The following is a 13525-nucleotide window of genomic DNA, read 5'->3' on the forward strand; positions in this document are numbered from 1 at the left end:
AGAATTGAGCCGAGAGGGAAAATCCCTTTCGGCTCAATGAGATAGATGGTCGGGGCGGCGGGATTCGAACTCGCGACCCTCTGCTCCCAAAGCAGATGCGCTACCAGACTGCGCTACGCCCCGACGAAGACCGTGATTCTAACCACAAATTCAGGCCATCCAATCAATTCTGTCTGCAACTCTTTCTGTGCAGTCGATCAACCGCCCTTGACCGGTGATAAACGCGCACCGCACCGGCTCCCCCGGCTGCAGTGCCCGCACCGCTTCCCGGTAGCGCCAGAGCTGTTCCAGATAGTCGTCGTTGTTCTGCGGCGCCGGGTGCAGCTTGTAGTCCAGCACCCACCAGGTGTCCGCCGCGCCGCCCTCCCCGCGCCGGCAGACCAGCCGATCCAGCCGCATATCCAGTTGACGCCAACTCAATGGCACCTCGTTGCCATGCCAGCGCAGGCGGTCCGGATCAAAGAATGGCGCGCAGCTCTCGCTGCCCAGGATGGCCTTGACGCTTCGCTGCAGCCGCTCGTCCCGGCGCGCATCCAGGCCATACATCTGGGCTGCCGCAGCCATGAGCCGCTCCAGCGGGTGCTGCCGCCCCTGCGGGCCGCTGTGCCACTCCAGTACCCGGTGCAGCGCCTCGCCAAGGGCGGCACTGTCGTCCACCACCTCCGGCCCCTGGCCGAGCTCGCCGCCACCCCGGGCGCCCTCGGCAGGCTGCACAGCCCCAGCCACTGCCGGACGCTGCGCCATGGGGGGCGCTGGCGGCAGTTGCTTCAGGACCGCGACCCGATCACCGGCTCGCACTTGATCCAGGTCGCGCGCTATCGACGCATTCACATCCACTTCCGCATCCGCACCACCATCGTCGGGCACCCGCATCGGGGCTGCCAGCGGCTGCAACCGCGCCCACCATGTGGCGCTGCTGCTGGCTCGCCTGGCCGCCGTCCGGCTGATCAGCAGGCGGTGGCGTGCACGCGTCATCGCCACATAGAGCGCGTTGAGTTCCTCGCGCTGCCGCTGCTCCTTCTCGTCGTCCAACAAGGGCTGCAGGGAGGCTGGCGGCCGGCTCTCCGAGACCAGGAAGGCCACCGTGCTCGGCACTGCCTCCTGCACCGGCCAGGACACGGCCAGCGCCATGGACTCGGCCCGCGCCGGGCCGGCCTCCGTGTCCATCAGGATGACGACCTTGGCCTCCAGGCCCTTGGCCCCATGCACGGTGAGCAACTGCACCGCATCCGGCTCGGCGGGCGCCGCCAGCTTGAGCGCACGTTGTTTGAGGGAACGCACAAAACCATACAGGCCGGCGTAGCGCCCACCGTCCAGGTCGAGCGCCAGCGACAACAAGGCCTCCACCGCATGGAGCCGTGCGCGGCGCTCGCTGGGCGGCACGGCAGCCGCCAGACGCGCCATCAGGTCGCCTTCGTGCACGATGGCGTCCAGCAGGTCGTGCGGACTGCGCAGCACCGCGTAGCCACTCCAACGCGGGAGAAGTTCCCGCGCGCGTTGCAAGGCCGGGCTGAGCGTCGAGGGGTCCGCATCCATCAAGGCGGCCCACCAGGAGCGCGGTTCATCCGGAGAGGGCGACTCGTCCACGGGCGGCACCCCATCAGCGCAGGGGCGCTCGTCAATGGACGACATCGCCCCGGAAGACGGCAAGTCGTCCAACGCTGCCGAGCCTTCAAGACGTGATGGCCCATCCGGCGAGGACGGTTCACCAGGCCAAGGCCGCTCGCCCACGGACGGGATGGCGCCTGTGTCATCAACGATCGCCGCAGCATCCACCTCAAAAGGCACGGCGTCATCCCAGCCCGGCGGAGGCTCATCCGCCAGTGCCTCATCCGCCAGTGCCTCATCCGCCAGCCCGTCATCCTCGTCCAACCCCGGCAGCCACTTCACCGCCTTCGCCCGCGCGGCCAGATCCAGCAAGTCTGCATCGTCCACCCCGAACAAGGGGCTGCGCAGCGCATGCGCCATGGAGAGGTTGTGCCCGTTGGAGGCCAACAGGTCCAGCAGGGCCAGCAGGTCCCGCACATCAGGCGCATCCAGCAAGGGCATGTCTTCCGGCGCCGCGTGCGCAATCCCGCGGGACTTCAACACCTGCGCCAGCACCCGCAACCCCTCACGCTTGCGGGCCAGGACAAAGATGTCACCGGGCTCCACCTGATCGCCGGCCAGCAGGGCCTCGATGGCACCCGCAATGCGCTGCGCCTCCGCCTCTCGCCGATGCAGTTCGGCCTCACGACGCGGTTGCGTCAGGCTGGGCCGCCAGACGCCCTCCCCCCGGGCCTCGCCGGACTGCGCGTCCTCAGGGCCTTCATCCACGAGATGAAAGACCCCGTCCAAGGGGTCACCCTCGCCCGATTCAGTCGTGTGTGCACGGAAGCCGCTGTACTGTTGCGCCAGGGTGGCCGACTCGAAAACCGCATTGACCGCCGCCAGCACCTGCGGCGAGTTGCGCCGCGTGTGATCACAGGCCAGCAGCACACCATCCAGCCCTTCCCGGACGAAATCCCGCGCCGCGGCAAAGACGCGAGGTTCTGCCCGTCGAAAGCGGTAGATGCTCTGCTTGGGGTCGCCCACGATGAAGACCGACGGCGGCCGCTGGCCGCTCGCGCCGCCACCAGCCCCCACATAACCGGACAGCCATGCATACAGGGCATGCCACTGCAATGGGCTGGTGTCCTGAAACTCGTCGATCAGCAGGTGCCGCACCTGCGCATCCAGGCGCTCCTGCACCCAGCCGGCCAGCGCCGGGTCGCCCAGCAGAGCCAGCGCACCGCGTTCCAGGTCATTCATGTCAACCAGGCCACGTTCGCGCTTGAGATGTTCAAACTGGTCGAGCAGCACCAACGCCAACCCGCACATCTGCAGGTGCCATTGGCGAGCCTGCCGCTGATCCAGCGCCATCTGCAGGCGCGTGACACGGTCCAGCAGGCTCAGAATCTCCGGCGCGTCACCAACCGCTTTTCGGGGGCTGCCATCGGCCGTGAACAAGGCAGCACGCACCCCCTCCAGCGCGGCTTCATCTTCCAGCTGCAACGCCTGTTCCAGCGCCGTGGCGCACTTGCGCGTGGTGGCGCCTTTCATACCCCCCAGCTCGACGGCCAGCGCCTGCAACGGCGCCCGCAGCAGACCGAAGCCCTCCAGGGGATGCGTAAAAGCCGCGAACTCGGGCACCACGTCGCCAGCATCGGGCATGCTGCTCAGCAGCCGACCTTCCTGATGGGCGAGACGGATTTCCACTCGCTTGCTGAAGGCCGCGGTCAACCACCCCGTCAGCTTGTTGCGCCCCTGGGTCAGGCACAGTGATTCGTAGTCGGCCAGCAATGCGGCATCGGCCAGCACGGCCGTATGAAAGCGATGCCACAACTCGGGCATGAGGTCGCTCTCATCCTCCAGCAACTGCAGCTCGGGCGACAGGCCCTGCGACTGCAGGAGTTCCAGGGGCGCCGCCCGCAGCAGTTGCGAGAACCATGCGTGGAAGGTGCGGATCTCCACCGCACGGGACCCCTGCAGCAGGCGCTGCTGCAGGGAAGCCAGGGCAGGCGCAAGCGCCGCAGCGTCGGTGTCGGACATGCCACGCTGGCGCAGCGCACTCACACGACCGTCATGGTCGCAGTGGGCGAATTCGTGCAGCCACTCGTTGAGCCGCTCTCGCATTTCTCCGGCGGCCTTGCGGGTGAAGGTGATGGCCACGATGTCCTGCGGCTGCGTGCCATCGAGCAGCGCCCGCAGGATGCGGGAGACCAGCATCCAGGTCTTGCCGGCCCCCGCACAGGCCTCCACCACCACGCTACGCGCCGGGTCGCAGGCCAGCGCATAAAAGCGTTCACGGGCCACGGGGGCGCCATTGAGGGTGTAGGCGGCCGTCATGGTGCGGCACCTTCCCAGTCGTCACGCCGGCACAGGCCGCGCATGTCGCAATACTCGCAGGCCACGCCTTCGCCCAGTGCCGGCAAGGCATCGCCCCGATGGATCTTCAGCAGGTCTTCACCCAAGCCCTGCACCAGCTGGATGGCGCTTTCGGCCACGTCCGGATGCGCAACCGCAGCGATGCCCTTGGGATCATCCAGCGCCAGATACTCGGCATGAAGCAACTCCGGACGCCCTGAGGCCACCCCCACCGCACCTCCTGCGACACCACCCGATGCGTCATCTTCCACCTCGCCCGCCGAGGGCGTCTGTGCAGCGCCCATGAGCACCGCGTAGACCGCCAGCTGCGTGTCCTCCAACGGGTCAGCCACCTTGTCCTTGAGGCCCTTCACGCTGCCGGTCTTGTAGTCCAGCAACCAGCGGCCGCCCGGTGCGTCGTCCATGCGGTCAATGCGGCCCAGCAAGGCCAGCGACGCCAGTGTGGGATCCCAGCCCGACCAGGGGCGAACCTCACGCGCCACCTCACCCTGACTGAACAGCTGCCCCTGCGCCTCGCGCTCGCGCAACCAATCCAGATACACGGGCACAAAGCGCGCGAAGCTCGCCGAGAACGGCAGGAACTCTGCGGGCGAGAGCCCTTGCTGGTGCATCTGCGTCTGGGCCGCCTGGCGCATTCGCGTCTCATCGTCCATGGCGCCGCCCTGCCCGGCTTGGCGCTCGGTATGAAACTGATGCAGCACGGCATGCAGCCAGGTGCCGTAGTCACGCTTGTCAGCCTGTTGATCCAGTTCCTGCACTTCACGCAGCCCGAGCAGGACGCGAGAGAAGAACTGGTAAGGGCACTGGCGTAAGGATTCCACCGCGCTGGCACTCAAGGCGCGCGGCAGCCGCCCTTGCGCCTGGGCGCTTGCCCGTTGCCGGACCTGCACCGGCACCTGCATCTCCACACGCGGGTCGCGCCACAACGGCAGCGGCCCCAGGCCGGCAGCCTGCCGGGCCAGGTCCAGCCGGTCCAAGAGGGGACTGGCCGCCAGCGGCTCGCTGCCCCGGTGTGCACAGCGCAGCAGCGTGACGGCCGGCGCCCGCAGAAGCTGAACAAACTGGCGCGCCAGCGCGTCGCGTTTTTCTTCGATGGTGGGCAGGCCGAACTGGCGTGCCAGGGTGTCGCTGATGAGATTCGGGCCGGCCGGCACCGGCCCCAGGGTGGCAGCGTCGGCGCCTGGCAGCACCACGGCGCCAAATGGCCGCAGCATGGCACGTGCCAGCGGCGTGATCATGACCTGCAGTTCCCCCTGTATCGGTGGCACGTACTGGGCGGCTTCGAGCGTGGCGGAAATCCAGGCGGTGAATTCCATGGGGCTCAGCACGGTCTCCTTTACCACCGCCTCATGCGCGGACCCGGGCCAGGGGGAGCGCTTGAGCCACAGCGCATCCAGCAATTGGGGACCACCGGCGGGTTGCTCGGCCAGACGCTCATCGGCACCCAAGCGTTTGAGCACCTCGCCCAGCTCCTTCAGCCAGTCTTCCAGCGTGCGGCTGCCTGAGGCCTGCAACGGCGCCACTGCTTCGCGAGCCTGGGCCCACAAGCGGGCGCTGCCCGGTGTCAGCCGGTCTTCCCGCACAGCGGCCGGGGCCGACCAGCCGCGCTGGCGACATCGCGCCTCCAGCGCCGGCAAGGCCCCACTGCCGGCGCGCTCTCGCAGTGCGGCGGCCAGCGGTGTCTTGAGCCAGGCCAGCCATTCATCCACCGTGGCATCACGGCGCGTGGCGCGCAGCATCGCCATCAGTTGGGCTGCAGGCGCGGTGGTGGCGAGTGTCCACCCCGTTTCATCGGCAATGCCCAGACCCTGACGCTCCAGCAGCGCACGTACACGGCGCAGCAGCACCCGGTCCTGGGCGATCAGCGCCACCGGCGAGCGGCCGGCGTTGAGGTGGTCCAGCACGGAGGCAGCGCTGCACTGCGCCAGATCCTCAAAGTCATCGCACGGCGCCTGTTCCACCTGCGCGGGCGGCACGCCATGGCGATAGGCATCGTCCAGCAGTACATCGGCACTCAGGCGCAGGCAGGGAATGCCCTCCGCCTGCGCGGCGTCCAGCAAGGCATTGGCCAGCAGGTCCGGGCCACCGGCCTGCAGATGCAGCCAGGCGCTGGGACGCAGGTCAAAGAGCGCATCGGTGGCGGGCGCACGCGGATCGGCTGCCGCCCATTCCAGGGCGACCAGCAGCAAGGCGCGCTCCAACTGGCCCGTACCGCTTTGCGCGGCCAGGGTCTGCCGGACCAGTGCCCAGAAAGCGATGCGGCCAGCCGGTGAGCGGGTCTGGGCGGCGCGGGACAAGGCATGGGCGGCTTCCACCAGCCGCTGCACCGCCGCTTCAAATGCGCGGGCGTCTTCCTGCCGCAAGGCCTGCGCCCAGGTCTGGCTGCGCAGCAACTGGCGCGCTGCCAGGGCGTCGATGGCGGCATCAAACGTCAGTTGCAGCGCCTGGGGCAAGGCGCTGGGCCCCAGCGCCGAGGCCAGGCTGTGCGTGGTCTCGATGCGTGGCTGCCAGCGGCTCAGTTTCATCCAGGCGCGGCGTGCCGGCGCCAGATGCTGCGCAAACGGCAGCAGCAGCACGGCATCCCGGGACGCCAGGCCGTGCGCCTCCAGCCAGGCAGCGGCACGCTCGGCCAGCCGGTCCCAGAAGACCGCATTGGCGTGGGCTCCGTCCAGCGGGAACGCCTCCGGCAACCCGCCTACGCGCCCTGACTGAGGCGTGGACGCAACAGCCCCCTCCAATGGGAGAGCGCTCGAAAACAGCGGTTCGGAGAACAGATCGTCGGTGGGAACGGTCACGGGAACAGGTCCGGAGAGGCTTCAGGCGCCCTTGTGCCCAGCGGACGCCCCCTGGGATCGCGTCGAAAGGCTTGACTTCCAGGAAGACACCCACATTTACGAGGAGTACCTACTCGACATGAGGGTTCTGGGCTTTATGTAAGAATCATTGTGCCTTGATCCCCGCCACTCCCGGGTGACCGGATTGGTCGGACCGGATTATCGAGCAGGCCCATGCACAGGGATTGCAAGCAAGGACTCCATTCATGAGCGAACAGATCAAACACATCTCCGACGCCTCCTTTGACAGCGACGTCATCCAAGCCGACAAGCCCGTGCTGGTCGATTTCTGGGCCGAATGGTGCGGCCCCTGCAAGATGATTGCCCCGATCCTGGAGGAAGTTGCCCAGTCGTCGGCCGAGCGTCTGCAGATCACCAAGCTGAACGTGGATGACAACCGCGAAGTGGCCGCCAAGTACGGCATTCGCAGCATTCCGACGCTGATGCTGTTCAAGGGCGGCCAGCTCGTGGCCTCCAAGGTTGGCGCCTTGAACAAGGCCCAGTTGACGTCCTTCCTGGACGCCAACCTATAATCTCCTCATCCGTGGCCAGCCGAGCGGCTTTCCACGGACCTGTTGCCACCACGCCCGCCCTGGGTTGAACGCTCTCGGAATCTCCTGGAGCATGCCCGGGGTGAGCGCGTGGACTCGGCGCCCAAGCTCCCGCATGTCCATCAGCTTCTGGTCGAAGCACGCAGGTCTGTATGCCCTGCCCAACCGGCCCTGAAGCCGCCCGTCAGGCGATGCGCAAGGTTTCATTCCTTGCCGTCGCAGGTACGGCAATGCAGTCGGCCCTCCATCGGGCCCTCTTCATGATGGCTGCGAGACGCCTGGGCTCACCGTTGTTTGTGTCCCTGGCCTTGGCAGGTTCTGGACGACAGACTGGGTCATCCCATGCATCTTTCCGAATTGAAGGCGCTTCACGTCTCCGCCCTGATCACGATGGGCGAAGAACTGGAGATCGATAACGTCGCTCGCATGCGCAAGCAGGAGCTGATGTTTGCGATCATGAAAAAACGCGCCAAAGCCGGCGAGCAAGTGTTCGGCGACGGCGTGCTGGAAGTCCTGCCTGACGGCTTTGGCTTCCTGCGTTCGCCCGAGACCAGCTACATGGCCTCGACGGACGACATCTACCTCTCCCCCAGCCAGATCCGCCGCTTCAACCTGCACACCGGCGACATGATCGAAGGCGAAGTGCGCGTGCCCAAGGACGGCGAGCGCTATTTCGCGCTCGTCAAGGTGGACCGCGTCAACGGCCTGACGCCGGAGGAGTCCAAGCACAAGATCATGTTCGAGAACTTGACGCCGCTCTTCCCGAAAGAGCAGTTCAAGCTTGAACGCGATATCCGCGGCGACGACAACATCACCAGCCGCATCATCGATCTGATCGCGCCCCTGGGCAAAGGCCAGCGCGCCCTACTCGTGGCCCCGCCCAAGAGCGGCAAGACGATGATGATGCAGCATCTGGCGCACTCCATCGCGGCCAACTATCCCGACGCTCACCTCATGGTGCTGCTGGTGGATGAGCGCCCTGAAGAAGTGACCGAAATGCAGCGCACGGTGCGCGGCGAAGTCATCAGCTCCACCTTCGACGAGCCGGCGGCCCGTCACGTGCAGGTGGCCGAAATGGTGATCGAGCGTGCCAAGCGCCTGGTGGAACTGCGCAAGGACGTGATCATCCTGCTGGACTCGATCACACGCCTGGCGCGCGCCTACAACAACGTGCTGCCCAGCTCCGGCAAGGTACTGACCGGTGGTGTGGACGCCAACGCCCTGCAGCGCCCCAAGCGCTTCTTTGGCGCCGCCCGCAACATCGAAGAAGGCGGCTCGCTGACCATCATCGGCACCGCGCTCGTGGACACCGGCTCCAAGATGGACGAAGTGATCTACGAAGAGTTCAAGGGCACCGGCAACTGCGAAATCCACCTGGATCGTCGCATGGCGGAAAAGCGGGTCTACCCGTCCATCCTGCTGAACAAGTCGGGCACCCGCCGCGAAGAGCTGCTGCTCAAGCCGGAAATCCTGCAAAAGGCATGGATCCTGCGCAAGCTGCTCTACCCGATGGACGAGATCGAGGCGATGGAGTTCATCCTCGACAAAATGAAGTCGTCGAAGAACAACCATGATTTCTTCGACATGATGCGCCGGGGCGGCTGAACGCCCTGTCGCACCAAGACGCGGTGCAAGCCACGGCTCAAGCTACGCTTCAGCCCACGGCACCAGCCTCGTGCAAGACTTCACAAAAGCCGCCTCCGGGCGGCTTTTTGTTGGCGCCCCCGCCACCAGCAAGGGTGGCTCACTGCCGCAGCATTGAGCCGCTGCTCACCTTTGCGCTATACTCTGCGTTTTTCCGCTGTCGACAAGTGCATCGCACGGTGCGATGTGGCTGGCGGCACCACAGCGAGGTTTCCAAAATGGCTAAAGAAGGCATTCACCCCAACTACCGCGACGTTGCTTTCGTGGATCTGTCCAACGGCTTCCAGTTTGTCACCCGCTCGACCGTGACGACCAAGGACACCATCAAGCTGGACGATGGCCGCGAACTGCCGCTGGTCAAGCTGGAAACCTCCAGCGAGTCGCACCCGTTCTACACCGGCACGCAAAAGAGCATCGACAGCCTGGGTGGCCGCGTCGAGAAGTTCCGCAACAAGTTTGCCAAGCTCACCCCGACCAAGAAGTAATTCAAGGTCGCGATGGTCGCACTGAGTGCAACACTCAGAGGTTCTCTCAGAAGTTCTCTCAGCACTTCACTCAGCGCGCCCCCAAAAGAAAGGCAGCCCGAACCGGCTGCCTTTTTTCATGTCTGTCGATGTCGGGCCGGTGCTGGTTCTTGCACCACACTTTTCTGCAGGAAAAGTGGCCAACATCGCCCCCAGATGAAGGCGGCAATTCCCCACCTGGGGCATGATGCCCACCGTTCCCTACAACGACAACGAGACAGACGCGCATGAATCTGCCCACCCCGGCCGTCGTGGCCGAGCGAAGCGCCCACCCCATTCCGCGCTGGGCCCTGTTGCTGCTGTGCGCCGCCTATGTGCTGCCCGGCCTGTTCGGCCGTGACCCCTGGCGCAATGCCGACCTGACGGCCTTCGGCTTCATGGCCAGCATCGCGCAGGGCCACGCCCCGTGGCTGCAGCCAGCCATCGCCGGCATCCCGGCCGAAGGCGGGCTGCTGCCCTACTGGATCGGCGCCGCCTTTATCAAGCTGCTCCCCTTCCTGGACCCGGCCACCGCCGCGCGCATTCCCTTCGGCCTGATGCTGGCGGCCGTGCTGGCGCTGGTCTGGTACAGCTGCCTGCACCTGGCCCGCACCGAAGCCGCCCAGCCGGTCGCGTTTGCCTTTGGCGGCGAAGCCCAGGCGGTGGACTACGCCCGCGCCATGGCCGACGGCAGCCTGCTGGCCGTGATCGCCAGCGCCGGGCTGCTGCGCCTGGGGCATGAAACCACGCCCGAGATCCTGCAGCTGGTCGGCATCTCGCTGCTGATGTATGCCCTGTCCGCCGCGCCGTTCCGGCGCTGGAAACCGCGCATCGCGCTGCTGCTGTCGCTCCCCATCCTGGCCACCAGCGGTGCGCCCGCAGTGGCTGTGGCACTGTCCGTGGGTGCGCTGTGGCTGAGCCACCGCTCGGTGTACGACGAGGCTCGCAAGCTCATGCCCTGGTTGTTCGGCGCCATGGCCCTGGCCGCCCTGGTGGCCTGGCCCATGCATGGCTGGGCCTGGCGTATCGACGCCAACAGCCGCAGCATCTGGGCCTGGCTCAAGCTGGTGGGCTGGTTCTGCTGGCCCGCCTGGCCGCTGGCCTTATGGTCGTTGTGGCGCTGGCGCGGGCACCTGACACGCCGCCATGTCTCGGTACCCATCCTGACAGGAGCCATCCCGCTTCTGTGCAGCCTGGTGATGGATGCGGATGATCGCGCCCTGCTGCTGGCCCTGCCCCCGCTGGCGGTGCTGGCCAGTTTTGCGTTGCCCACCTTCCAGCGCAGTGCCAGTGCCTTGCTGGACTGGTTCTCGGTGTTCTTCTTCAGTGCCGGCGCCATTTTCCTGTGGCTCTATTACAGCGCGCTGCAGCTGGGCTGGCCGGCCAAGTTCCTCTCCAACGTGCGCCGCCTGGCGCAGGGCTATCAGCCGGAGTTTGGCTGGTTGACGTTTGTCTCGGCCGTGCTGGGCACCCTGGCCTGGCTGTGGCTGGTGCGCTGGCGTACCGCCCGGCATCGCCATGCCATCTGGAAGAGCCTGGCGTTGCCTGCCGGCGGTGTGGCGCTGAGCTGGCTGCTGGCCATGACCCTGGGCCTGCATCCGCTGAATTACGCGCGAAGCAACTCGCCCCTGGTCGAGCGGGTTCGGGCCCACCTGCCCGCAGAGCTGGATTGCATTGCGGCACCGGGTCTGCCTCTGCATGTGCTGTCCGCGCTGGAATTCCAGGGCGGATGGGCCGTGGATGCCACGCAGCCGCTGGCAGAGTCACGCTGCCACGCCGGCCTGATCGCCCAGGGTGAAGGTGCGCCGATACCGCCCCAAGGCTGGCGCGTGGATGCGATCGTGCGCCGACCGACCGACCGCACCGGCAGCTTCATCGTCCTGCAGCGACAACCTTGACGGGCCGGGGCCGATCGCCCCGGCAGGCCGTCCTCTGTCCGCTTTCGAGCCGCTTTCAGGTCGCTTTCAGGCCACTGCCAGGCCGCCCTCAAGCGGCTTCATCATCCCGCCCCGCCAGCGCCGCAGGTGCTGACTCATCACCCATCGCGGGTGCGTCCGCCTGCCGGAGCCGCGTGGCCGGGAACATGAGCCGGAAGGCTGAGCCCTTGCCCGGCTCGCTCTCGATGCGCAGCTCGCCACCGTGGCGCTGCACCACGTGCTTCACGATGGACAGGCCCAGGCCGGTACCGCCGGTGTCCCGGGAACGGCTGCCATCCACGCGATAGAAGCGCTCGGTCAGGCGCGGCAGGTGCTCTCGGGCGATGCCGGGACCGTTGTCGATCACCGCGATCTCCGCACCCTTCTCACCCAGCAACCGCCACTGCAGCTCAATACGCCCGCCTTCCGGCGTGTAGCGCACCGCGTTGCTCATCAGGTTGGCGATGGCGCTCAACACCTCGGCCTCCACACCCGCCAGTTCCATCTGGGTCTGGCGCGCACACACCAGCTCATGGCGCCCCGCCGACAGCGCATGCGCATCGGCAGAGACACGGGTGAGCAAGGGGTCTAGCGCGATCCAGTGATCGGCCGGCGGCCGCGGGCTGCCTTCCAGTTGGGCCAGGGTGAGCAGGTCCCCCACCAGCGACTGCATGCGCTGGGTCTGCTGCTGCATCAGGTGCAGCACCCGCTTGCGCTCCGCCTCGGTGAGGTTGAGGCTGGCCATGGTTTCGATGAAGCCCGCCAATACGGTCAACGGCGTGCGGATCTCATGGGACACATTGGCCACGAAATCCCGCCGCATGGATTCATTGCGCTCCCGGTCCGTCACGTCCAGCGACAGGATCAGCCGCCGGCACTCTCCCGCCACGCCATAGTCCCGCATCAACACCTGCAGATGGGCTTTGCCCCGAGCGTTATGCAGCGCCAACGGCTGGTTGTACTGACCCGACTGCAGGTAAGACACAAACGCCGGGAAGCGGACCAGGTTGGTGATGCGCTGCAGCTTGTCCCGCTGCGGGTCCAGCTGGAAATGGTCGGCCGCCACCGTGTTGCACCACTGGATCTGGTCCTGGTCGTCCAGCAGGATGACCCCATTGGGCGATGCCTCGATGGCCAGCAGGAACTGCTCCAGTTGCTGGCGCTCGCGCTCATACAGCCGCTCACGGTCGCGCAGGCCACGCTCCATCCGGTAGGACAGCTCGCCCCAGATGCCGCCAACCCGAGGCGCTTCACCGGAAAGATCCCCCCTCAACCAGTTCACAAGGCGGCGGGCGCGTGCAGCGTCCCACAAGCCCATCAGGCCAACGGCCAGGCCCGCACCGATACCGGACGCCAGAGGCGCCGCCAGCATCCAGTGTCCCAGCCACCAGCCCAGCCACCCGCCGATGCCAGTCCCCAGCACCAGCATCAGCACTCGCGACAACAACCAGCTCATCGCGCGGCGCTCAGGCGGACAGGGCGCTGCTTTGCTGGGTCAGGCGATAACCGGCGCCACGCACCGTTTCGATCATGCGCTGGCAGTTGACCTTCTCCAGGGCTTCGCGCAGGCGCTTGACGTGAACGTCCACGGTGCGCTCCTCGATGAAGACATGGTCGCCCCAGACGCGGTCCAGCAGTTGCGACCGGCTGTGCACCCGCTCCGGATGGGTCATGAAGAAATGCAGCAGGCGGAATTCGGTGGGGCCGAGCTTGACTTCCACACCTTCGCGGCTGACCCGGCGGGTGCCAGGGTCCAGCACCAGGCCACCCACGTCCACGGCCGAATCCAGCGCCTCCGGCGCCTTGCGGCGCAGCACCGCGCGGATGCGGGCCAGCAGCTCGTTGGTGGAGAACGGCTTGGTCAGGTAGTCATCCGCGCCGGCATCGAGCCCCGAGACCTTGTCAGCCTCTTCGGCGCGTGCCGTCAGCATGATGATGGGCAGCTCGCGGGTGCGGGCCGCACCGCGCCAGGCGCGGGCCAGACCCAGGCCGGACTGGCCGGGCAGCATCCAGTCCAGCACCACCAGGTCCGGCAGCACGCGGTCGACTTCCAGCTGTGCCTGCTCCGCATTCGCGGCCAGGGTGACCTCGAAGCCGGCGTGGCGCAGGTTGATGGAGATCAGTTCAGCAATCGCGGACTCGTCCTCGACGACCAGGATACGGCTCATTCG

At 66.7% G+C, this 13525-nt stretch carries 8 protein-coding genes and 1 tRNA gene; 4 read left to right on the forward strand and 5 right to left on the reverse strand.

Annotated features, from left to right (window positions below; translation table 11 throughout):
• Nucleotides 1-46: 46 nt before the first annotated feature.
• The 3 genes from BMY53_RS24515 to BMY53_RS24525 all read right to left on the reverse strand — a co-directional run bounded on the left by BMY53_RS24515 (nucleotide 47) and on the right by BMY53_RS24525 (nucleotide 6701).
• Nucleotides 47-123: transfer RNA gene (locus BMY53_RS24515), tRNA-Pro, on the reverse strand.
• A 27-nt stretch (nucleotides 124-150) separates the two neighbouring features.
• On the reverse strand, nucleotides 151-3867 hold the full coding sequence (locus tag BMY53_RS24520; RefSeq protein ID WP_092949690.1) for a UvrD-helicase domain-containing protein: 3717 nt from the start codon (nucleotides 3865-3867) through the stop codon (nucleotides 151-153).
• Nucleotides 3864-6701, reverse strand: coding sequence for a PD-(D/E)XK nuclease family protein (locus BMY53_RS24525; RefSeq protein WP_143074231.1), 2838 nt, complete (start codon nucleotides 6699-6701; stop codon nucleotides 3864-3866). Before BMY53_RS24525 ends, BMY53_RS24520 begins: the two co-directional genes overlap by 4 nt.
• A 245-nt stretch (nucleotides 6702-6946) precedes the next feature.
• On the opposite strand from BMY53_RS24525, the gene trxA reads away from it, so the two are divergent.
• The 4 genes from trxA (at nucleotide 6947) to BMY53_RS24545 (ending at nucleotide 11336) form a co-directional block, all read left to right on the forward strand.
• Complete coding sequence (gene trxA, locus BMY53_RS24530) at nucleotides 6947-7273, forward strand: thioredoxin TrxA (protein WP_092949694.1); 327 nt, start codon at nucleotides 6947-6949, stop codon at nucleotides 7271-7273.
• A gap of 360 nt (nucleotides 7274-7633) precedes the next feature.
• Nucleotides 7634-8896, forward strand: coding sequence for a transcription termination factor Rho (rho, locus tag BMY53_RS24535; RefSeq protein WP_092949696.1), 1263 nt, complete (start codon nucleotides 7634-7636; stop codon nucleotides 8894-8896).
• 257 nt (nucleotides 8897-9153) lie between these two features.
• Nucleotides 9154-9420: a type B 50S ribosomal protein L31 gene (locus BMY53_RS24540; RefSeq protein ID WP_092949698.1), complete on the forward strand. Its 267-nt coding sequence runs from the start codon at nucleotides 9154-9156 to the stop codon at nucleotides 9418-9420.
• 266 nt (nucleotides 9421-9686) lie between these two features.
• On the forward strand, nucleotides 9687-11336 hold the full coding sequence (locus tag BMY53_RS24545) for a hypothetical protein (protein WP_092949700.1): 1650 nt from the start codon (nucleotides 9687-9689) through the stop codon (nucleotides 11334-11336).
• Nucleotides 11337-11424: 88 nt separating this feature from the next.
• Here the strand turns inward: BMY53_RS24545 and phoR are convergent, their stop codons facing one another.
• The gene (phoR, locus tag BMY53_RS24550) at nucleotides 11425-12810 is read right to left on the reverse strand and encodes a phosphate regulon sensor histidine kinase PhoR (RefSeq protein WP_092949702.1); all 1386 of its coding nucleotides are present in this window, start codon (nucleotides 12808-12810) and stop codon (nucleotides 11425-11427) included.
• A 10-nt stretch (nucleotides 12811-12820) separates the two neighbouring features.
• A complete protein-coding gene (gene phoB / locus BMY53_RS24555; RefSeq protein ID WP_092949704.1) occupies nucleotides 12821-13522 on the reverse strand; it encodes a phosphate regulon transcriptional regulator PhoB in 702 nt (233 codons plus the stop codon).
• Between the last annotated feature and the right edge of the window lie 3 nt (nucleotides 13523-13525).

The sequence above is a fragment of the Roseateles sp. YR242 genome, assembly GCF_900109745.1.
Classification (GTDB): domain Bacteria; phylum Pseudomonadota; class Gammaproteobacteria; order Burkholderiales; family Burkholderiaceae_C; genus Roseateles.